General features: G+C 35.8%; 21 protein-coding genes. 17 read left to right on the top strand and 4 right to left on the bottom strand.

From position 1 onward, the window contains the following. Positions 1–3 precede the first annotated feature (3 nt). The 10 genes from PB01_RS09680 to PB01_RS09635 are packed head-to-tail and all read left to right on the top strand — an operon-like array spanning position 4 to position 8,277. Complete coding sequence (locus tag PB01_RS09680; RefSeq protein ID WP_151700020.1) at positions 4–771, top strand: ABC transporter ATP-binding protein; 768 nt, start codon at positions 4–6, stop codon at positions 769–771. Then, a complete protein-coding gene (locus PB01_RS09675; RefSeq protein WP_151700019.1) occupies positions 755–1,462 on the top strand; it encodes an ABC transporter ATP-binding protein in 708 nt (235 codons plus the stop codon). Before PB01_RS09680 ends, PB01_RS09675 begins: the two co-directional genes overlap by 17 nt. A gap of 12 nt (positions 1,463–1,474) precedes the next feature. Further along, positions 1,475–2,335, top strand: coding sequence for a branched-chain amino acid ABC transporter permease (locus tag PB01_RS09670; protein WP_151700018.1), 861 nt, complete (start codon positions 1,475–1,477; stop codon positions 2,333–2,335). A 6-nt stretch (positions 2,336–2,341) separates the two neighbouring features. Next, a complete protein-coding gene (locus PB01_RS09665) occupies positions 2,342–3,352 on the top strand; it encodes a branched-chain amino acid ABC transporter permease (protein WP_151700017.1) in 1,011 nt (336 codons plus the stop codon). Continuing rightward, complete coding sequence (locus PB01_RS09660) at positions 3,349–4,362, top strand: 3-oxoacyl-ACP synthase (protein WP_151700016.1); 1,014 nt, start codon at positions 3,349–3,351, stop codon at positions 4,360–4,362. The genes PB01_RS09665 and PB01_RS09660 overlap by 4 nt, the downstream gene beginning before the upstream one ends. Position 4,363: 1 nt before the next feature. Further along, positions 4,364–5,257, top strand: a complete 894-nt coding sequence (gene phaZ / locus PB01_RS09655) for an intracellular short-chain-length polyhydroxyalkanoate depolymerase (RefSeq protein ID WP_151700015.1) — start codon at positions 4,364–4,366, stop codon at positions 5,255–5,257. 3 nt (positions 5,258–5,260) lie between these two features. Next, a complete protein-coding gene (gene fabG, locus PB01_RS09650; RefSeq protein ID WP_151700014.1) occupies positions 5,261–6,001 on the top strand; it encodes a 3-oxoacyl-ACP reductase FabG in 741 nt (246 codons plus the stop codon). 18 nt (positions 6,002–6,019) lie between these two features. Further along, positions 6,020–7,498, top strand: a complete 1,479-nt coding sequence (locus tag PB01_RS09645; protein WP_151700013.1) for an AMP-binding protein — start codon at positions 6,020–6,022, stop codon at positions 7,496–7,498. Positions 7,499–7,555: 57 nt separating this feature from the next. Beyond that, the gene (locus tag PB01_RS09640) at positions 7,556–7,981 is read left to right on the top strand and encodes an acyl-CoA thioesterase (RefSeq protein WP_151700012.1); all 426 of its coding nucleotides are present in this window, start codon (positions 7,556–7,558) and stop codon (positions 7,979–7,981) included. Then, on the top strand, positions 7,981–8,277 hold the full coding sequence (locus tag PB01_RS09635) for a hypothetical protein (protein WP_151700011.1): 297 nt from the start codon (positions 7,981–7,983) through the stop codon (positions 8,275–8,277). The genes PB01_RS09640 and PB01_RS09635 overlap by 1 nt, the downstream gene beginning before the upstream one ends. Positions 8,278–8,416: 139 nt before the next feature. On the opposite strand, the gene PB01_RS09630 is transcribed toward PB01_RS09635, so the two are convergent. Together PB01_RS09630 and plsY are read right to left on the bottom strand one after the other, a co-directional pair. Beyond that, positions 8,417–8,710: a HesB/YadR/YfhF family protein gene (locus tag PB01_RS09630; protein WP_151700010.1), complete on the bottom strand. Its 294-nt coding sequence runs from the start codon at positions 8,708–8,710 to the stop codon at positions 8,417–8,419. Positions 8,711–8,733: 23 nt separating this feature from the next. After that, positions 8,734–9,339 carry a glycerol-3-phosphate 1-O-acyltransferase PlsY gene (plsY, locus tag PB01_RS09625; RefSeq protein ID WP_151700009.1) on the bottom strand — a complete coding sequence of 202 codons (606 nt, stop codon included), beginning with the start codon at positions 9,337–9,339 and terminating at the stop codon, positions 8,734–8,736. 319 nt (positions 9,340–9,658) lie between these two features. Between plsY and parE the strand changes: the two genes are divergently transcribed. The 3 genes from parE to PB01_RS09610 are packed head-to-tail and all read left to right on the top strand — an operon-like array spanning position 9,659 to position 15,285. Next, entirely contained in the window at positions 9,659–11,662 is a 2,004-nt protein-coding gene (gene parE, locus PB01_RS09620; protein WP_225986237.1) for a DNA topoisomerase IV subunit B, read from the top strand. Beyond that, positions 11,659–14,091 (top strand): DNA topoisomerase IV subunit A, encoded by a 2,433-nt coding sequence (gene parC / locus PB01_RS09615; protein WP_151700007.1) that lies wholly within the window; start codon positions 11,659–11,661, stop codon positions 14,089–14,091. The genes parE and parC overlap by 4 nt, the downstream gene beginning before the upstream one ends. 9 nt (positions 14,092–14,100) lie before the next feature. Then, a complete protein-coding gene (locus PB01_RS09610) occupies positions 14,101–15,285 on the top strand; it encodes an MFS transporter (RefSeq protein WP_151700006.1) in 1,185 nt (394 codons plus the stop codon). On the opposite strand, the gene PB01_RS09605 is transcribed toward PB01_RS09610, so the two are convergent. Next, positions 15,282–15,491 carry a hypothetical protein gene (locus PB01_RS09605; protein ID WP_151700005.1) on the bottom strand — a complete coding sequence of 70 codons (210 nt, stop codon included), beginning with the start codon at positions 15,489–15,491 and terminating at the stop codon, positions 15,282–15,284. The genes PB01_RS09610 and PB01_RS09605 overlap by 4 nt on opposite strands. Before the next feature lie 834 nt (positions 15,492–16,325). Here PB01_RS09605 and PB01_RS09600 point away from each other — a divergent pair. The 3 genes from PB01_RS09600 (at position 16,326) to PB01_RS09590 (ending at position 17,939) form a co-directional block, all read left to right on the top strand. Beyond that, on the top strand, positions 16,326–16,694 hold the full coding sequence (locus PB01_RS09600) for a YybH family protein (RefSeq protein WP_151700004.1): 369 nt from the start codon (positions 16,326–16,328) through the stop codon (positions 16,692–16,694). Positions 16,695–16,876: 182 nt separating this feature from the next. Further along, a complete protein-coding gene (locus PB01_RS09595; protein ID WP_151700003.1) occupies positions 16,877–17,437 on the top strand; it encodes a hypothetical protein in 561 nt (186 codons plus the stop codon). A 187-nt stretch (positions 17,438–17,624) separates the two neighbouring features. Beyond that, positions 17,625–17,939 (top strand): GNAT family N-acetyltransferase, encoded by a 315-nt coding sequence (locus PB01_RS09590; RefSeq protein ID WP_151700002.1) that lies wholly within the window; start codon positions 17,625–17,627, stop codon positions 17,937–17,939. Between the two features lie 1,040 nt (positions 17,940–18,979). Here the strand turns inward: PB01_RS09590 and PB01_RS09585 are convergent. Beyond that, positions 18,980–19,801 (bottom strand): ion transporter, encoded by an 822-nt coding sequence (locus tag PB01_RS09585; protein ID WP_151700001.1) that lies wholly within the window; start codon positions 19,799–19,801, stop codon positions 18,980–18,982. Positions 19,802–19,957: 156 nt separating this feature from the next. Between PB01_RS09585 and PB01_RS09580 the strand changes: the two genes are divergently transcribed. Continuing rightward, positions 19,958–21,622, top strand: coding sequence for a ribonuclease J (locus PB01_RS09580; protein ID WP_151700000.1), 1,665 nt, complete (start codon positions 19,958–19,960; stop codon positions 21,620–21,622). Positions 21,623–21,661: the final 39 nt, after the last annotated feature.

Genomic DNA, 21,661 nt, shown 5'->3' with positions numbered 1-21,661 from the left:
TAAATGGAACCTATACTACGAACAGAAAACTTAACAATAACATTTGGTGGTCAAATTGCTGTCGACCATGTGAACTTTGTTATGCCACAGAAACAATTTAAGTCGATAATCGGCCCTAATGGTGCAGGAAAAACAACCTTTTTCAATTTGATAAGTGGTGAGTTAAAACCTACCGCAGGGGATGTGTTTTTTAAAGGTGAATCTATGGCCAAATATTCCTCCGTAAAAAGGACTAGAAAAGGACTTGGTCGCTCTTTTCAAATAACTAATGTATTTCCCAATCTAACTGTCATTGAAAATGTTCGGCTAGCAGTCCAATCAAAAGAGAATATTCGCTATCAAATGTTTCGCCACTTTACGGCCTATAAAAATCTGCATATCCAGGCAGAAAAACTATTAGAAATAGTGTTACTTTCCAGTAAAGCAAACTACTTTGCAAACCAGTTATCTCACGGTGAAAAAAGGAAATTAGAAATTGCAATGTTGTTAGCTCTTGATACAGAGGTATTGTTGTTAGATGAGCCAACTGCAGGAATGTCTTTGGAAGAAGTTCCAGCTATTCTTGATGTGATAAAACAGATAAAACAAACGAATGAAAAAACAATTTTATTGATCGAACACAAAATGGATATGATTATGGATTTATCGGACTCTATTATGGTTTTGTTTAACGGTAGATTACTAGCTGATGGCACACCAACGGAAATAATGAATAATGAAACCGTTCAGCATGCTTATTTAGGAGGATTGTATGATGAGCAGCTTACTTAAATTAGAAAATGTCCACACGTTTATTGGACAATATCACATACTACAAGGGGTCTCTTTTGAAGCAAAGGAAGGTCAAGTGAGTGTGCTATTAGGTAGAAATGGAGCAGGAAAAACTACTACATTGAAAACAATTTTAGGACTGACTCCTGCAACTACTGGATCCATTGTATTTCAAGGTCAAAACATCACAAAAAAAGCTACACATCATATTGCTTTAAATGGAATTGGGTATGTACCAGAGGATCAAGGAATATTTGGTGCGCTGACAGTCGAAGAAAATATTAAAGTTGCCATGCGAAAAGAAGACGATGCCGCCTATGCTAGGCAAGAATATGTACTTGAATTATTCCCCGATTTAAAAACATATTGGAAAAAAGATGGTGGGTATTTGTCAGGAGGTCAAAAACAAATGTTGTCGATGGCTCGGGCATTTGTGAATGACAGCAAGTTACTGTTAATCGATGAACCTTCAAAAGGACTAGCACCTGTTGTTATTGAAAAAGTGATGGAAGCAATTGTGGAGATGAAAAAACAAACATCGATTATTTTAGTCGAGCAAAATTTTATGATGGCAAGTCGAATTGGCGATACATACACACTTATTGATGATGGAGAGACTGTTCAATCCGGACAAATGAGCGATTTGGTACAGAATGATGAATTGAAACGCAAGTATTTAGGAATTGGGTAAGGGGGTTATGAAATGGAGTTACTTATCAATCTATTTATAAATGGTTTAGCTACCGGAATGCTTATCTTTCTTCTCGCTGCCGGATTGACCTTAATATTTGGACTAATGGATGTATTGAACTTTGCTCATGGAGGGTTGTTTGCATGGGGAGCTTTTTCAGGAGTATGGTTTTATGGACTAACGAGTAGTTTTACGATTGCAATAATTGGAGCAATATTAACAGGGATTTTACTTGGGTTTATAACTGAGAAGCTTATCATTACACCGGTATATGGGAATCATGTTCAACAAATCTTAATCACGCTTGGCTTTATGATCGTTTTATCAGAGATGTTAAAAGTAGTTTTCGGTCCAAACCAAATTGCAGCCAAAACACCTCCTTTACTAGCAGGTAGTTGGGAAATTGGCGATGTCATTATTATTAAATATCGCTTATTCATCATTGTTGTTGGATTCCTAGTATTTGGGGTTTTCCAATTTATCTTAAAGCGCACAAAGGTCGGGTTAATCGTTCGTGCAGGGGTAATGAATAAAGAGATGGTGCAAGCACTTGGGATCAATATTAAACGAGTATTTTTATATGTATTTATGGCTGGGGCGGCACTTGCGGCACTTAGTGGGGTACTGATGGCTCCCTATTCAGGTGTTATTTATGCGGAAATGGGAATGGAATTTGCAATCTTGGCTTTTATTGTTGTTGTCATAGGGGGGATGGGAAGTTTTCCGGGATCCCTTCTTGCAGCAATACTTGTAGGGCTTGCGGGTAGTTTCATGGCTTACTACGTTCCAGCTTTATCACTTGCGGTCAATATGATGCTAATGGCAATTGTATTAATTTTCCGTCCGCAAGGTTTGTTTACTGCGAAAGGATGATGCTAGATGCGTTCAAAATTTCAACTGAATAATGTCCTATTATTAGTCATCGTGGCTGCTCTCGCCATTTTTCCGTTTATTTCAGATTCACGTACGTGGACGATTTTACTGACCCAAATATTTATTTTTTCGATACTCGCAATGAGTTACGATATTTTACTTGGTTATACAGGTATTGTTTCATTCGGCCATGCTATGTTTTTTGGGATGGGCGCATATACAACGGCAATTCTACTCCATCAGTTTGAAGCCACTTTAAGCATGTTTTTCTTATCGATTATTATTGGCATGATTATCGCGGCAGTCATTAGTTTTTTAGTCGGTTTACTCACTTTAAGGTTAAAAAGTCACTTCTTTGCGATGTTAACATTGGCTGTTTCGGGTTTATTTCTTGTACTTGCGGAAAAATGGAGAACGCTTACACATGGAAATGATGGATTTACGTTTCGGGCACCAGAGTTCTTTAAAGATCGAATGATGTTTTACTTGCTCGTTCTCATTTGTTTGGTACTTGTTTACTTTTTCTTGCGTAGATTTGTGGAATCACCTCTTGGGAGAGTATTGATTGCTGTTCGGGAAAATGAACAAAGGACGAAATCATTAGGTTATCAAACGCTATATTATAAAGTAATTGCTTCTGTGATTGCAGGAATTGTCGCAAGTTTAGCTGGTTCTCTATATGCTGTCTCGTTAAGGTTTGTAAACACAAGTGTGTTAACAATGGATATTACATTAGATGCATTACTTATGACGATTATTGGGGGGGTAGGTACATTAATTGGACCAATTATCGGAGCAGGTGTCATAGAGCTAGCCCAACATTATCTGTCTGGTCTTGCAAAAGAATATCCTATTTTCGAAAGATGGATTATTTTCTTCGGGATTATCTATATTTTAGCCGTGATCTTCTTCCCAAGAGGTATTGTTGGAACAATTCAATATGCTTTTTGGAAGCGAAAAAATAAAGCTATAAAAGGACCAATCCGGCCTTCTAGAAGAAAGGTGGTTGCAAAATGACCATAGGGATTGTTAGTACTGGTGTGTATCTACCAGATCGTACGATGACTGCTGAGGATATTGCGACCCTTTCTCACATACCAGTGGAAGTCGTGAAAACAAAAATGGGAATCACTCAAAAGCCAATCCCCGGTCCTAATGATCATACCGTGGCGATGGGTATCCGTGCTGCGGAAAAAGCACTGCAAAAAGGTGCCGTAGACCCCAAAACGATTGACCTCGTTATTTATATTGGAGAGGAGCATAAGGAATATCCTTTATGGACAGCTGCTATTAAAATCCAAGAAGAAATAGGAGCCTACCATGCATGGGGGTTTGATGTGGCATTACGTTGCGGAACTACTATTATGGCGATAAAAGTAGCAAGGAGTTTAATGGAATCAGACGCTACGATCAATACGGTGCTTCTTGCAGGTGGCTATCGAAATAGTGACTTTATTGATTACACGAATGAACGAACTCGCTTTATGTTTAACCTTGGTGCAGGTGGAGCAGCGATGATTCTAAAAAAAGATCATCCCGAAAACATCATATTAGAAGCGGATATTATGACGGATGGCTCCTTCTCCGAAGACGTTATGGTACCAGTAGGTGGAACGATAGAGCCGTTAACAGTAGAACATTTACAAAAAGGACTTTATCGTTTGGATGTATTGGATCCGGAAGGTATGAAAGCAAGGCTCGAACAGAAATCAATGCAAAATTTTTTACAAGTGATTCGAAATGCGTTGTTGAAAAGCGGATATTCAGAGAATGACATCGATTATTTAGCTATTCTTCATATGAAAAAATCTGCCCATGATTTCGTATTGCATGAACTAGGTTTAACGAGTGAACAATCCATTTATTTAAGCGATTATGGGCATATTGGGCAAATGGATCAAATTATTTCGTTAGAGCTTGCACAGGAATCAGGGAAATTAAAAGATGGGGATTTAGCAGTATTAGTTAGTGCAGGTATTGGATATGCGTGGGGAGCAGTAGCAGTTAAATGGGGAAAGGGGTATTAATATGGAGTTACATAAGGTTTTGTTAGCAAATGGAGAAGCTTTCGCTTTTCGGGAACGTCCAGGTGGAGAAGACGTGATTGTATTAGTACATGGGAATATGACATCCTCTAAACACTGGGATTTGTTAATGGAAAAAATAGATAAGAAGTTCACTTTATATGCTATTGACCTAAGAGGCTTTGGGGAGTCCACTTATTTTACTCGAGTGCAAGGTATTAAAGACTTTTCAGATGACTTGAAGGAATTTGTTGATCTATTATCGTTAAACCCATTTCATTTAATCGGATGGTCAACCGGTGGGGCAATTTGTATGCAATTTGTTGCCGATTATCCTGAATACTGTGAGAAGCTCGTTCTTTTAGCATCTGCTTCCACAAGAGGGTACCCGTTCTATGGAACAAATCTTGATGGTTCACAAAATCTAGAGCATAGATTGCAAACACTACAAGAAGTGGAATCTGATCCTTCTAAAACAATGGCAATGCAAGGATTATACGATACGAGCAATAGAGAAGGTTTAAAAGCGGTTTGGAATGCAGCGATTTATACACATAATCAGCCCTGTGAAGCGCATTATGAGGTTTATGTAGAAGATATGTTAACCCAACGTAACTTGGCAGATGTGTATCATTCCTTAAACACGTTTAATATCAGCGGTGGACATAATGGCGTAAACGATGGAACCAATCAAGCAAAAGACATTAGTATTCCAGTACTCATTTTAAGAGGAGATAGGGATTACGTGGTTACAGAAGAAATGACACAAGAGATAGTTTCAGATTTAGGAGAAAATGCTAGGTATATTCCGTTAGTCAATTGCGGTCACTCTCCTTTAATCGATGATTTGGAGCAGCTAACAGATCGGATTGAAACTTTTTTTTACAAAGGGGAATGAAACATGAGATTACAAAACAAAGTAACGATTATCACAGGAGCAGCAAATGGAATCGGATTAGCTGCAGCACTTCGTTTTGCAGAAGAAGGTGCGAAAGTTGTATTAGCAGATTACGATGAAGCTTCTGGAGCAGAACAACAGGAAGCCTTAACAGAACAAGGTTATAGAGTAAAATTTATTCAAGTGGATGTTGCAAAGCGTGAAAGTGTGGATTCTCTTGTTCAACAAACAATCGACCATTTTGGAAAAATTGATATTTTAGTAAATAATGCAGGAATAACACGAGATGCAATGTTAACGAAAATGACAGTAGAAGACTTTTCGCGTGTGCTAGATGTCAACTTAACCGGTGTTTTTCATTGTACACAAGCAGTTGTTCCATATTTAGTTGCACAGGGATATGGAAAAATTATAAATACTTCTTCTGTAACGGGGGTTTATGGGAACGTCGGGCAAACAAATTATGCCGCTTCAAAAGCTGCTGTGATAGGAATGACGAAAACTTGGGCAAAAGAACTTGGACGAAAAGGGATTAATGTAAACGCCGTTGCACCAGGTTTTACGAATACAGCAATGGTTGCGAAAATGCCAGATAAAATTATTGATCAAATGAAATCCGTTGTAGCTCTGCAACGACTCGCGGATCCAAGAGATATTGCGAATGCTTATTTATATTTAGCTTCAGACGAGTCCAATTATGTGCATGGCCATGTCTTACAAGTGGACGGCGGTATAATGATGTAATGAAAGGAGCCGTGCAAATTGTATACAGAACAAACTTGGATATATAAACGAGCAGCACTGTCTCCAATGAAAATTGCTTTAATTGATAGTCAAACAGGGGAACAATGGACCTATCAAACGTTAACAGACCAAATATCTAAATGGTTTCATTATTTTCATCAGCAACAATTTCAAAAAGGGGATCGAATTGTAGTTTTATCTCAAAATCGAATCGAACTATTTGCGATTATTTTTGCATGTGGATTAAAGGGGATTCTATATGTTCCACTTAACTTTCGATTAAGTGAATTAGAACTCTCATATATGTTAGAGGATTGTCAACCAGTTCTCCTAATACATGATGAAGAACATCGGAAAATTAGTAGTAAATTCACAAAAGTGAAACCATTATTAATAACGGATATGAATGATCATAATGCTGAATCTTCACTTCCCTATTCGAATTGGTCTCAAACTGATCCATGGCTTATCATTTACACGGGCGGAACTACAGGTAAACCAAAAGGAGTTGTGCTCTCTTTTGATGCGGTCAATTGGAATGCTATTAACACGATTATTAGTTGGGGGTTAAATGAAACGGATTGTACCCTTAATTATATGCCCATGTTCCATACAGGAGGTATAAATGCGCTTTGCCTTCCTGTTTTAATGGCGGGCGGAACTGTTGTCATTGGCAGTCGTTTTCATGCAGAAGAAGCTCTAAAAGCTTTAAATACATATAAGACGACTATGTCATTATTCGTTCCAACGATGTATCAAGCAATGCTTGATACAGATTATATAAAAACAGCTACATTCCCTACTGTCAAAGTTTTTTTATCAGGTGGGGCACCTTGTCCCAAAACAATTTACAATGGATTTGAAGAAAAAGGGATTCTCTTTAAGGAAGGATACGGTCTGACAGAGGCTGGACCAAACAACTTTTTTATTTTACCGGAAGAAGCACGGAGTAAAAAAGGATCAGTTGGGAAATGTATGCAGTTTAATGAAGTGAAAATAATAAATGAATTAGGCGAAATTTGTCATGCAAATGAAATTGGGGAGCTATATATTGCTGGTAAGCATGTATTCACGAAGTATTGGAACAAGGAGATAGAGTCTAATCAAACGCTCATTAATGGGTGGTTGAGAACAGGGGATTTAGCAAAAAGGGATGAAGAAGGAGACTATTTTATTGTCGGAAGAAAAAAAGAAATAATCATTTCTGGTGGAGAAAATGTTTACCCTCAAGAAGTGGAGCGGTGTCTCCTTTTACATTCTAATATACGAGAAGCTGCAGTAATTGGTGTAGAAGATGTGAGATGGGGAGAATGTATAACTGCTTTCATCACGTGTAAAGAACCAAAAGATTTCGATGAAACTGAAATCATTTCGCACTGTAAAAAATCACTTGGAAGCTTTAAAGTTCCAAAAAAAATTATTATGTTAGCAGAACTTCCACGAACCGAGATTGGTAAAATTGATAAAAAAAGATTAGTACAATTAGCTGTAGAGTAGTCCTTTACAGCTTTTAAGGATGGCTTTTTGTATAATAGGTTCAGAGGTGACTTGGAAATGTTTATAAGCGAAAAAGAAATTGAAGTAAGGTATGCCGAAACGGATCAAATGGGTGTTGTCTATCATGCGAATTATGTCATTTGGTTGGAAATCGGACGGACTAAATTAATTCAAGACTTAGGATTTACATATGCTGGACTGGAGGATCATGGCTATATATCTCCAGTGACAAATGTGAATATTACCTACAAATCTTCTGCTAAATACGGTGAAACTGTAATTGTTAGAACATGGATTGAAAACCATGGGAAACTTCGAACTACTTATGGGTATGAGATTGTACATAAGGATGGAACTATTGCATCTACTGCTACATCAGAGCATGTTATCGTTAAGAAAGATACCTTTCGACCAATTTCTCTGAAGAAAGTTGATCCTGCTTGGGATGCAAAATATGTCGAAATTGCCAAGGTACATGAATAATGGCTTTTGGCATAACGCGTAAGGAACTAGATGAGTGGAAGAATCATGTAAAGAACGGACAAATAGCATTTCTAACCCATTACTGGATCGATCAACGCTTCCCAGGATGCAAGACTGTAACAAAAGTAGGCTGCAGCAATCTATCTACTTTGATTGAATGGGGAAAACAATACGGACTTAAAGAAGAATGGATTGACTTAAAAGAAGGATATCCTCATTTTGATTTATTCGGACATTACGAATATGACATTTTGAAGGAAGAAGGACTACTAGCACAATTAAATCGATTCAAATGAGGAAAACGCTCGCATAGTAAATGATTGTGTTCTCGGATTGATGGGACTTGCTCTAGCTTAGTCGGGGATCGCTCTCGTATTACTGGGTTGTTCACAGTCTAATTTATATATTTTATGAAAATAAAAAAGCGTGGCATGCTCACGCTTTTTTATATGCATATGCTAATTCGTCTGCTTTTGGATTGAGATCCACATAGAGATCATGACCATCAAAGAACCATTCATCTAGTTCCTCGATAAAGAATAATATATTTTCTATAGTTATGGTTACAGAAGGTATTATCGGAGTATCCATTGTCATGCCAATAGAAAAACCATCATGCAAAGGACTTGACCCACCATAACGAGCATAGAAGCGAATTTTGTCTCCTGCTTTTACTTCCATTTCTTCATGGAACCAGTTCATTGCATCTGAAGAAATGAATATTTTCAAACTAATCACCAGCTTTCATTAGGTTAAATCCATTTTACTTTCGGTTCAGTTCCTGCTTTAATTCTTTTTATATTCGAGCGATGTCGATAAAAGATAAAGATCGCAATTAGTAATACGATTCCGATTAAAGGTACGTCATGTTTCACTGAGAAATAATAAATGATTGAATAGATCACAGCAACGATCGCTAAGATCATGGAAGTGAGAGACACCATTTTAGTTATCTTTAGAACTATTAAAAATCCAACTATTAATAAGACAAATATCGGCCAGTTATACCCAAGTAGAATCCCACCAGAAGTAGCAACTGCTTTTCCACCTTTAAATTTTGCAAAGATCGGGAACATATGCCCTACAACTGCTATTATCCCAAGTATTAAAGGATGCACATTAGTAGATTCGAAAATTGGCAGTAAACCAAGAGCCGTGGCTACAGTTCCTTTTAGTATATCCATAATAGTAACTGCTATACCAGCTTTTTTTCCGAGTGTTCGGAATGTGTTTGTTCCACCTAAATTACCGCTTCCATGCTCTCTTATATCGGTATTATAAAATAACTTTCCAACCCAAAGACCAGAAGGGATAGAACCAATTACATACGCAAGTATAAGTAAAATAATCGTAGTCATAGCATACTCCTTTAATTATGAAACTAATAATATATTGAACTCTTAGTTTACCATGTACGTAAAGCATAGTTCAATGCAAAGAAAATAAGACCTTGAAAAATTCTACTATAGTTATTTATTGGTTGAACTTATTATGTTTACGATGTAAGCTAAGTTCTGTTCAATCTAAAGAAGGAATAATGCATTCCAATAGAGAAAACTATTGTAAGGTAGATTGCAAACTACTTGATATTTATTTACAATTAAAATCTGACCTATGTACGCTATGTATTGACATAAGAGCAATCTGTTTGTAGGCTTAAAGAATAGTTAAGAACAGATGTTTTGTTTTTTTGGAGGGGAACATATATTGAGTAAAAATGAAATAATAACAAGTTATAGTGATGATGATATTCAGGTATTAGAAGGGTTAGAAGCTGTTCGAAAAAGACCTGGTATGTATATTGGTTCTACTGATGCAAGAGGATTGCATCATTTAGTATATGAAATCGTAGATAATGCGGTAGATGAGAGTCTTGCCGGTTTTGGAAATCATATTATTGTGACTATCCATGAGGATCAAAGTATCACTATACGTGATTTTGGTCGGGGAATGCCGACTGGTACGCACAAAACAGGTATACCAACTGCTGAAGTTATTTTTACTGTCCTACATGCAGGCGGCAAGTTTGGACAAGGTGGTTATAAAACGAGTGGAGGACTCCACGGCGTAGGTGCATCCGTTGTGAATGCGCTTTCTTCCTATGTAGAAGTAGTAATTCATCGTGACGGAAAGAAATTCATTCAACGATTTGAAAATGGTGGAAAAGTTGCTCAGTCTTTAAAACAAATTGGAACAACTAAAGAGACAGGTACATCTGTACATTTCTTGCCGGATACTTCAATATTTTCCGTAGTGAAATACAATTACGAAACATTATGCGAAAGATTAAGAGAATCCGCCTTTCTTCTAAAGGTACTAAAAATCGAATTAACAGATGAGCGAACGGGTGCTCATGATATTTTCTGTTATGAAACCGGCATTGAAGCTTTTGTATCTTATTTGAACGAAGATAAGGACATTCTACATCCAGTTTTCTACACAGAAGGTATGCAAGATGAAATAGAAGTAGAATTTGCCTTTCAGTTTAATGACGGATATTCAGAAACGATTTTGTCTTTTGTAAATAATGTTCGTACACGAGATGGCGGAACGCATGAAACAGGAACAAAAGCAGCATTAACGAGAGTTTTTAATGAATATGCTCGCAAAACCAGTTTATTGAAGGAAAAAGAGAAGAATTTAGAAGGATCGGATATTCGTGAAGGGATATCTGCGATAGTTTCTGTTCGTATTCCTGAGAATTTACTACAATTTGAAGGACAAACAAAAGGGAAACTTGGAACAAGTGAAGCAAGAAGTGCTGTAGATGGTGTCATTTCAGAAAAATTGCAATATATTTTGGAAGAAAACGCTGAACTCACTTCCTCTTTAGTGCGAAAAGCAATTCGTGCGCAGCAAGCGAGAGAAGCTGCTCGTAAAGCAAGAGAAGATGCGCGTAATGGTAAAAAGCGTAAACGTTCTGATACGCTTTTGTCTGGTAAACTAACTCCTGCTCAATCTCGGAATGCTGCTAAAAATGAACTTTATTTAGTCGAAGGAGATTCCGCAGGAGGGTCTGCTAAACAAGGACGAGACCGTACCTTCCAAGCAATTTTACCTTTACGTGGAAAAGTAATTAATACGGAAAAGGCGAAACTTGCTGATATTATGAAAAATGAAGAGATTTCCACTATTATCCATGCTATCGGTGGTGGAGTTGGTGCAGAATTCCAAATAGCCGACATTGCATATGATAAAATTGTTATTATGACAGATGCGGATACAGACGGAGCACATATTCAAGTACTTTTATTAACCTTTTTCTATCGCTATATGAAACCATTGATTGAGAATGGAAAAATTTATATTGCATTACCACCTCTTTATAAAGTGTATAAAGGACTTGGTAAAAAAGAAGTTTTTGAATATGCATGGACCGAAAAAGAATTAGATGCTGCATCCCAAAAAATTGGAAAAGGATTCATGCTACAGCGCTATAAAGGGCTTGGTGAGATGAATGCAGACCAATTATGGGATACAACGATGAATCCCGAAACACGCACGTTAATTCGAGTGACAATTGAAGATGGTGCTCGAGCAGAAAGACATGTTACGACTTTAATGGGTGATAAAGTGGAGCCTCGTCGTAAATGGATTGAAGCGAATGTTAACTTTGGTTTAGAGGATGATTCCAATATTTTAGAAAATGAAAGAATTCACACGGAGGATGAGTTAGTATGACACAAACCGAACGTTATCAAGATTTACCACTAGAAGAAGTGATCGGTGATCGGTTTGGACGTTATAGTAAATACATCATTCAAGACCGTGCACTACCAGATGCGAGAGATGGGCTCAAGCCCGTTCAACGCCGCATATTATTTGCTATGTTCCAAGAAGGAAACACGAACGATAAACCTTTCCGTAAATCTGCGAAAACAGTAGGGAATGTAATTGGTAACTATCATCCGCATGGAGACAGTTCAGTCTATGAAGCAATGGTACGGATGAGCCAGGACTGGAAGCTTCGCCATATGTTAGTGGAAATGCACGGTAATAACGGTTCTGTTGATGGGGACCCACCAGCTGCAATGCGTTATACAGAAGCAAGAATTTCTGCTATTTCACATGAACTTCTTCGCGATCTCAATAAAAACACAGTAGACTATATTCCAAATTTCGACGACTCTGATTCAGAACCAGTTGTTTTACCAGCACGTTTTCCTAATCTATTAGTCAATGGATCTACTGGTATTTCCGCTGGTTATGCAACAGATATTCCGCCTCATGCATTACATGAAGCATTGGATGCAGTGTTAATGCGGATCGAAAACCCTGCTGCTACAATCGATGAACTAATGACAGTAATAAAAGGGCCAGATTTTCCAACCGGAGGAATTATTCAAGGAGTAGAAGGTATAAAGAGAGCTTATGAAACTGGTAAAGGGAAAATTGTCATTCGCTCGAAGACAGAAATTGAAACAATCAAGGGCGGAAAAGAACAAATAGTTATTACCGAAATCCCTTTTGAAGTAAATAAAGCAAATTTAGTCAAAAAAATAGATGAACAACGCCATGATAAGCGTCTTGATGGTATTGCGGACGTAAGAGATGAGTCAGATCGCACTGGCCTTCGTATTGTAATTGAAATGAAAAAAGAAGTAGATGCTCATGGAATACTTCAATTTTTGTTTAAAAATACAGACTTACAAGTAACTTATAACTTTAATATGATTGCTATTCATAACCGACGACCAACAATGATGACATTACCTTTGTTACTAGATTCTTATATCGGTCATCAAAAAGAAGTTGTAACTCGAAGAACTGCCTTTGATTTGAAAAAAGCAAAGGAACGTCTGCATATTGTTGCTGGCTTAATGAAAGCATTATCCATTCTAGATGATGTAATAAGAACAATCCGTGCTTCTAAGGATAAACGTGATGCTAAAAATAACTTAATGTCCGCATTTGACTTTTCAGAAGCTCAAGCAGAGGCAATTGTTTCATTGCAGCTATACAGACTAACAAATACAGATATTACAGAACTACAAAAAGAAGAAGAAACTTTAAATGCATTAGTAAAAAAACTAGAAAGCATTTTAGCAAGCGAAGTAGTTCTTTTCAAAGTGATAAAAAAAGAACTATTAGAAGTAAGGAAACAATTTGCAGAACCACGTAAATCGATTATTGAAGATGAAATTGAAGAAATAAAAGTTACATTAGATGTCTTAATTCCAAGTGAAGAAGTAATCGTAACCGTTACAAAAGATGGTTATGTTAAACGCACTAGTTTACGTTCTTTTACCGCATCTAATGGACAAGATTTTGCTATTAAGGAATCTGATTATTTATTATACAAAGAACCAATTAATACGCAGCATCATTTACTTCTATTCACTTCAAAAGGCAATTATATTTATCAGCCTGTTCATGAATTACCAGATATTCGTTGGAAAGACCTTGGTCAGCATATCTCCAGCATTGTTCCTTTAGATACAAATGAATCGATCATTAACGTAATAGGAATCGAATCATTTGATCTTGATCTTTGTATACTTACTGCAACGAAAGAAGGTCAAATCAAGCGTTCATTACTTTCCGATTATGTGGTTCAACGGTATGCTCGTCCGATAAAAACAATGAATGTTAAAAAAGAAGATGAATTAATACTGGCACAGCTTGTCTCACCTTCCGATGAAGTATTATTAACGACCTATTATAGTTACTCCGTTCGATTCTCATTAGATGAAGTACCAGTTACTGGTGTTAAAACGGGTGGAGTAAAAGGTGTCAGCTTAAAAGACGATGATTATGTCGTAAGTGTAAATGTCATTACTCAAAATAGTCATGATGATATTACATTAGTTACACATCGTGGATCTGTGAAAAAAATGGGCTTAAAAGAAATTGAAGCAGGTGGTCGTGCGAAAAGAGGAGTTGTTACCCTCCGTGAATTAAAAACAAATGCGCACCGAGTTTTTGCAGTTGTTTTAACGAATAAAGCAGATGAGCTTGTATTAGAAACGGAAAAAGGGGTTCAGGAAATCGTTCAATCGAATACGCTTCGTCCAACTGATCGATATTCAAATGGGTCCTTTATCGTAGATACTGAAAAAGAAGGTAAACTTGTTCGAGTGTGGAAACGGCCAATCGAACAGAAAGAATAAGGGAATAATATGTGGAGAAATGCAAATGTTTGGATTGTGTTACTAGGGGAATTGATTGCTGGTCTTGGCTTATGGAGTGGCATTATTGGCAATCTGGAGTTTATGCAAGAAAAAGTTCCATCCGATTTTCATAAATCATTAATTCTTGCAAGTGGACTATTAGCAGGTGTGTTAATAGGTCCACTTGCAGGGAGGATTATTGATCAATCGAAGAAAAAAACAGTGTTAATCGTGTCAAGTATTGGACGGGTTATTAGTGTTTTATTTATGTTTGTTGCAATTGCTACAGGATCTATTTGGTGGATGGTATTATTTCTAATTAGTTTGCAACTATCTGCTTCCTTTTATTTTCCTGCTTTGCAAGCAACATTACCGTTGATTGTAAAACAAAAAGAGTTATTACAACTTAATGGTTGGCATATGAATATATCCACCATTGCACGTGTAGCTGGAACTGCCATTGCGGGACTTGTCCTTGCATATTGGCCCATACAATCGCTCTATATCGTTTCGATGATTACATATGCGGGATTATTAGTGTTTACCTGTTTTCTTAAGATAGAGGAAAAAGAAAAAGTAGCTCTAAAAGATGGAAAAGGGAATAGGGGATTTAAAGAAATCTTCCCAATGTTACAGGATAATACTGCAGTTCTCATGACACTAATTTTAACGCTTGTTCCAGTGTTATTTTTAGGATCATTTAATTTGCTCATTATTAATATTAGTGTATTACAGGACTCTGCATCAATTAAAGGAACCATTTATGCTGTTGAAGGGGTTGCCTTTATGCTTGGTACGCTTGCCGTAAAGTATATAGGCGCTAAATGGAAAATAAACAATATTCTTTTTACATTTGTCTTTGTAATAGGTACCGCTGAGCTATTATTATACTTTGCTGCCAGTCCGTCCTTAACGCTTATAACTTTTGCAGTTTTAGGGTTTTCGCTTGGTTGTTTCTACCCCACAGCAATGACTATTTTTCAGAAGCAAATACCTAAAGCATTTCACGGTAGATTCTTTTCATTCCGAAGTATGTTAGATAGAATAGCCTTCCAAGTTGTTTTACTATCGACAGGAGCGCTTTTAGACGTCATCGGTATGCAATACATGGTCGTTGTCTTTGGACTGCTTAGTGTATCGTTAACGTCCATTTTCATATGGAGAATGAAAAAAAATAGAATAGCTTTTATTTAAGCAATATAAAAAGCATTTCCATCGGGGCGTAAACCTTGTTGGAAATGCTTTTTATATTTATTTTGATACTGTTGTAATTTTTCTTTCTTTGTTTTAGTCATTCGTACATGCGTACTAAAATCCACATCACTTCGAAAAGTAGATACATCTTTTCCAGTGTTTCGAAGCTGATGAGCACGTTTTTTATATGCTGCAGATTTTGCCATCTAAATCACTCCTATAGTAATTATTTCTTTCAAGGAATAGCGTATATTAATCTTTGTGAAAATACAAGTTCCGGAATTCATATTGGATATCACGGAAATGGTGTGTTCATGGGCAGTCAGCATTTCCTTTATTCCTATTTACTATTTCTGGTTGTATACAAGAATAGGGAAGGGAGATGTTGTATATGATGACTTTCGAATCCATGATGTTCGCAGTAGCGTTCGCTGGTTTAATTGTCTACATTTTTGCTTTTTCAAAAGAAAAAAAGTAAACCGCCCCTGAACCATAGCAAGCATTGGGTAAATTACTCTTAGTAATCGCTGATCGCCTCTGAAGAGATACTATTTTATTGCGAGTCTGTTCGGTGTTGACGCATCAAACAGTCTTTTTTAATGTATTCAATTTTATTTATACTATACAATCCAGTTATAGAACTCATATAAAAATTGACCTTAGTGACTATTTATTCATATACTCTTATTATATAATTCTGAAATCTATTAAATGAATACGAGGAGACAAAGATGTCGCAAATAAAGTTGGCTGTCTAGACTTTAATACATATAAATAGAATAAATTTCATCATTCAGTGCTATTCCGCTATCGTCGGAGGCTTTTCGCGAGGAGTGCGATAATTCATCAACGCCGCATTCAAGTCGTTTGTGATGGCTCATCTGTCTACCTCCGCTGGAGTCACCGACTGTCGCTCCAGTTAATAAAGTAAACATTGTCTATGTTTTAATAATTACATGCTAATTTTTAAATTAACTCAATAAATTAGCATTGTCATTATATATTTAGGTAGTAATTGAACCAATGAGAAGGGGATTTTTATGGGATATAAACAATGCTTAGACAAATATATTAATGCAACAAATACGCACAATTTTGAAATCGTAAAACAATTGTTACATCCGGATGCAGTTTTTTGGTTTTCCAATAAATCTTGTACAACTATTAATGAAATTCAAAATTATTTTGAAAATGCATGGGAAGTTATTAAAGAAGAGGTTTATTCTGCTTTCAATGTACATTGGTTAGCAGCTGATGAAAAAACGGCAACTTGTATATATACATATCATTATGAAGGTTATTATGATGGCAAGTTTGTTTCTGGAAGTGGACGAGCAACAAATGTTTTTATTAAAGAAAACGAGTATGAATGGAAGTTAATACACGAACATTTAAGTAGTCTTTCATGATGTGAATTTGTTGAATCATTACAAGCTTTTTTTGTCGATTAACCCAACCAACTTTCGTATGCAACACATATTAGATTATTTAATGCCCTTTATAACAAGATATTAGCTATCGATTCCGTAAGTGGGTAAGTAGGTTTCATTCATTTTTGTCGATTTTTTTAGAGATATAGGAGGTGTAAGAGATGAATAAGTTTTATTATTTAGAAGATGAAGATGATGACAAATGGGAGTTAAAGAGAAAAAAGGAACAGAGAAGATGGATTTGGACAGGAATCGTAGTTTTTGTTGCTATGTTCAGTTTAGGTGGTTATATCAATCACCTAATGTATGATGTAACTACAGTTATTAAAATATATGATAGAGTTGTGAACAAATTTTCATTTGAATCGTATCGTTCAGGAGAGATTGATAAGGTGTCAGATAATCATAAAGATAATAAGCACATCACACTTTCCAAAGAAGAGGTTTCGGATTTAATGGTTTTACTAAGAGATACACCTGTAAAGGGTTTAAAAGAACCTTTCAAGGACAGAAATATGAATCCTACTAATTATATTGTAATTTTGAAGTCGGATAATCGTGATGCTTCGTATGATATTGTTTTATTTATAGGACAAGATGAATCTTCGAAAGAGATTATTTTTGAAATACTAAAGTCGAACAGGTCTCTTGCAAAAAAATATGTTGCTAAAGGTGAAGACTTATATAACATGATTAATGATTTAGTAGAAAAAACTCCCTAATAAAAAGTATAGGGGAATCCGATGATAATAAAATTGGCGGGATTAAATGATTTAGCACAAATCCTAGAAGTTTTAAATAAAGTACGATTGCTTTGCAAAACTATAAAATAAATCAATCAATGGTCTTATCCCATGAGACTCTGAGAATATTTGTAAAGCCATTAGTGGTAACAATTTATATAAATTAATGCATAATGAAAATGTAATTGGTACTTTTTTTATTGAAACAATTGATAAAATAGGTGAACATACAATAGAACCTAAAAGCTTATATTTATCAAAAATTGCAATCCTTCCCGAATATCAGGGAAGTGGGATTGGCTATAAAATAACTGAATTTGCATGTACTAGTGCTCAAAGATTAAACAAAGTACTATATTTAGATTGTTGGGCTGGTAATATAAAATTAAGAGAATTCTATTCTAAAAATTTATTCCAACATATTGATGATTTTTGCGAAGAGGATTATCTAATTAGTATTTTTAGATCTGGTATGAAATAGTATTAATAATTATCAAGAAACCAAGTGTAGCAATGTCAATTCCTTGTTTACGCTTGGTTTTATTAATTGGGCTTTTTGAACAAATACTTAATAAAAATCATTTTTCAGAATTTATTAGTGGAAGTTGTAGGAGAATTTCCAGTATTAAAGTAGAAAAATTGAAATGAATCAATTAGGTATAAAACTAAAATTGATAAAAGGTGATTTTGCAAATTACACAAATATTAAATTAATCTAAATTCCCCTCGAATATCTCAATGTTTCAAGTATACTTTAACAATGAGATGCAACTCCATATAATATATATTATGTAAACTAAAATATTAAAAAGTAAATAAGAGGTCTCATTGCTGGACTTCTTATTGTTTTAATAATTGGATACTATATTCGATAAGTTCACTCATAGAAATTCCATTTTTCTTAGCAAGATGCAATTTCGTCAGCTCAGCGCTTCTTTATACATGGATGCTATCTATTTTTCTCTAGTACCACCTACTCTAATCATACACGCACTGATTCATGTACACTGTGGACGTTAAAACTAAAAAAAACCAAGATCAAACCCTTGAAATTCTACTATGAATTCTTACTATTACTGGATTACTAGCATCCAAAATTTATATACTTTCTTATCTTTAAAAAAATACCGCTTGATGTTGTCGCATCAAACGACCAAAAATAAGAATTGGCTCCTTCAAGGGGATTGGCTGAATGGTTAGGATAACCCACCCGAGTACTAACTCAAGAATTGCTTATTTTTTTGTTTAAAGGATAGAATTGATACCATCAATGCTGCAAATGCTACTGCAAGCATTAATTTTTCAAATACTGTCACCGGTACTACTCCTTCCTTCTGGAGTGTGTACCAACATACGTTGAGTTCCTTACCTATTACATGCTCATTATTTCATACACACGTTCTATTCAAAGTCTTACTTTAACTATCGTATCAAATTTGTCCTGTGCCTTTGCAAACTGGGCATTTTATTTCCATTGGCACAGGCAAAAAAACGCTTATTTTTCCTGTCCCTCTGCACTTCTTACATATCATCTTTAGAACCTCCGCTATTTTCTTCAATATCAATTATTGTCTTTCCGGTTTTCATTTTTTTCCTGTATAGCACCTTTATCGAATCTATAAGATGCTCTAGCCCTTCCTCATCTAAAGTATCTATTTTCTTCACTTGTTTTGTAATATAGGTATGTAAATCATTCTCATCGTGATCAAGTGGATCATCTACTAACTGAATAGTCCGTTCGATATTAGAAAAATAAATAGCCATACTTCCTGTAATGGAACCTATCAAACCAATGCCAACTAGCATTAATATGCCTGCAACAATTCTCCCTCCTATAGTAACCGGATATATATCCCCATATCCTACACTTGAGACGGTTACCATAGCCCACCAGATAGAGTCACCAACACTTTTAATACTAGAGTTATGTCCATTTTCAAAGATGAAATTGCTTATTGCTCCCCACATCATCACAAGAAAAGTAAAAATGAATACATAGGTTAGACCACCTGTTTTAAAAACACCTTGTAATGTCTTTGATACCTTCATAATTCTAACTAAACGAACAAGGCGCATTAAACGAGCCACTTTAAAATATGCATCAAAAGGAATGAGTGCTATTAGATCAAAAATATTTTCTTTAAAGAACTTTCGCTTATTGTCCGATTTATATAATCTTATAATATATTCTATGGCGAAATATCCAATAAAACTGTAATCAATCCATCTTATTTGCTCTTTGCTTAGCATCTCGCTGCTAGTATACCCTGCGATAATAATGGTTAAATACAATAAGATTAATAAGAAAATGAAAAATTCATATAAAACAAAAAATCCTTTCATTAAATCACTCTCCAATAGGTGTACAACCTCTATATACAACGTTTTCTAAAGTCTATACCCTAAATGAGTAATAGTATCCCAACATTTTTACAAATTTCTCATAAAAATCAAATGAAGGGGAATACTAAAAGGATCAATCAATTGGAGGAGATATATTTGAATAATAGTGAATCTCAACTTTCCATTTTTGCACTGGGTGGAATAAATGAAATAGGGAAAAATATGTATATCATTCAGTCATCAGATGATATCGTGATAATAGATTGTGGTTCCAAGTTTCCAGATGAAAGTCTACTAGGCATTGATTTAATCATCCAGGATATTTCCTTTCTACAGGAACATAAAGAAAAAATCCGTGCTTTAATTGTTACCCATGGACACGAAGATCATATCGGGGGTATTCCCTATTTCTTAAAACAACTAAATGTACCAATATATGCTACGAATCTAACACTTGGTTTGATTGAAATAAAGTTAAAAGAACATGGGCTTCTTAGAGAAACGAGACTATTTTTAATTGATGAGGATTCAACTATTCGATTAGGAACTATTAAAACAACATTTTTTAGAACAAGTCACAGTATTCCAGATTGCTTGGGAATTGCATTTCATACGCCACAAGGGACAATCGTACATACTGGGGATTTTAAGTTTGATTTAACCCCTGTGGATAATCATGCTCCAGATATTCATAAAATGGCGGAAATAGGTCAAAATGGTGTATTACTTTTACTATCAGAAAGTACCAATGCAGAAAGACCTGGGTCAACTCCTTCCGAACGATTAGTTGGCGATCATATTGAAGATGCATTCCGTCATGCACCGAGGAAAGTATTTATATCCACATTTGCTTCCAATGTTCATCGTGTACAACAAATAGTAAATGCGGCTTTAAAAACGAATCGTAGGCTTGTTTTACTTGGTCGTAGCATGGTTAACGTAGTATCCGTCGCTATGGATCGAGGATACTTAGAGATTCCAGACGGAATGCTAATGGAGACAAATGAAGTGAGAACGATGAACCCTGAAAAAGTGGTCATTCTATGCACTGGCAGTCAAGGAGAACCTATGGCCGCATTGTCTCGATTAGCAAGCTCCAACTTCCGTCAAGTTGAAGTTTTGCCAGAAGACACTGTTATTTTTGCTGCAAGTCCGATACCTGGAAACGAACGGAGTGTATCCAGAATAATAGATAATTTATTTCAATTAGGAGCTAAAGTTATTTATGGATCAGGTAATGTTACAGGAATGCACGTTTCAGGTCATGCTTGTCAGGAAGAGTTAAAACTTATGCTCACACTAATGAAACCAAAATATTTCATCCCCATCCATGGTGAATATCGCATGCTTCGCCATCACAGTTTATTGGCCGAATCTGTTGGTGTGAGAAAGGATAATATATTTATATTAAATAATGGTGATGTAGTTGACATTGTCGATCAAGAGGCCATTCATACACGTAGTATTGATGCTGGGAACATTTTCGTAGATGGATTTGGGATAGGTGATGTGGGAAACATCATCTTGCGGGATAGAAAACTCCTCTCGGAAGATGGTATGCTAGTCATCGTAATTACCATTAGTAAATCAGGGAACAAAATCATAACTGGTCCTGATACTATTTCACGTGGATTCGTTTATGGACCTGGGGCTGAGGAACTGATAAAAGAGGTAAATCAATCTGTTAGTCAAACGATTAAGAACTCAAAAGATAGGAACCAGCGTGTGTTAAAACAAAATATAAAAAGTTCTATCGAAAAACTCTTGTACAGTAGAACGAAAAGAAGTCCTATGATTTTGCCTATCATAATAGACATTTAGCATTTTAAAAGAGCAAACCTCTAAAGATAAAGGTTTGCT

The sequence above is a fragment of the Psychrobacillus glaciei genome (assembly GCF_008973485.1).
GTDB lineage: Bacteria > Bacillota > Bacilli > Bacillales_A > Planococcaceae > Psychrobacillus > Psychrobacillus glaciei.
This window is presented reverse-complemented; position numbering and strand designations above follow the sequence as displayed.

Coding starts and splice junctions, on each gene's coding strand:
- parE (WP_225986237.1), top strand. CDS start 9,659: ATGTTTTGTTTTTTTGGAGGGGAACATATATTGAGTAAAAATGAAATA.
- PB01_RS09640 (WP_151700012.1), top strand. CDS start 7,556: ATGTTTATAAGCGAAAAAGAAATTGAAGTAAGGTATGCCGAAACGGAT.
- PB01_RS09585 (WP_151700001.1), bottom strand. CDS start 19,801: ATGAAAGGATTTTTTGTTTTATATGAATTTTTCATTTTCTTATTAATC.
- parC (WP_151700007.1), top strand. CDS start 11,659: ATGACACAAACCGAACGTTATCAAGATTTACCACTAGAAGAAGTGATC.
- PB01_RS09635 (WP_151700011.1), top strand. CDS start 7,981: ATGGCTTTTGGCATAACGCGTAAGGAACTAGATGAGTGGAAGAATCAT.
- PB01_RS09610 (WP_151700006.1), top strand. CDS start 14,101: ATGTGGAGAAATGCAAATGTTTGGATTGTGTTACTAGGGGAATTGATT.
- PB01_RS09675 (WP_151700019.1), top strand. CDS start 755: ATGAGCAGCTTACTTAAATTAGAAAATGTCCACACGTTTATTGGACAA.
- fabG (WP_151700014.1), top strand. CDS start 5,261: ATGAGATTACAAAACAAAGTAACGATTATCACAGGAGCAGCAAATGGA.
- PB01_RS09660 (WP_151700016.1), top strand. CDS start 3,349: ATGACCATAGGGATTGTTAGTACTGGTGTGTATCTACCAGATCGTACG.
- PB01_RS09600 (WP_151700004.1), top strand. CDS start 16,326: ATGGGATATAAACAATGCTTAGACAAATATATTAATGCAACAAATACG.
- PB01_RS09590 (WP_151700002.1), top strand. CDS start 17,625: ATGCATAATGAAAATGTAATTGGTACTTTTTTTATTGAAACAATTGAT.
- PB01_RS09605 (WP_151700005.1), bottom strand. CDS start 15,491: ATGGCAAAATCTGCAGCATATAAAAAACGTGCTCATCAGCTTCGAAAC.
- plsY (WP_151700009.1), bottom strand. CDS start 9,339: ATGACTACGATTATTTTACTTATACTTGCGTATGTAATTGGTTCTATC.
- PB01_RS09665 (WP_151700017.1), top strand. CDS start 2,342: ATGCGTTCAAAATTTCAACTGAATAATGTCCTATTATTAGTCATCGTG.
- PB01_RS09670 (WP_151700018.1), top strand. CDS start 1,475: ATGGAGTTACTTATCAATCTATTTATAAATGGTTTAGCTACCGGAATG.
- PB01_RS09680 (WP_151700020.1), top strand. CDS start 4: ATGGAACCTATACTACGAACAGAAAACTTAACAATAACATTTGGTGGT.
- PB01_RS09595 (WP_151700003.1), top strand. CDS start 16,877: ATGAATAAGTTTTATTATTTAGAAGATGAAGATGATGACAAATGGGAG.
- phaZ (WP_151700015.1), top strand. CDS start 4,364: ATGGAGTTACATAAGGTTTTGTTAGCAAATGGAGAAGCTTTCGCTTTT.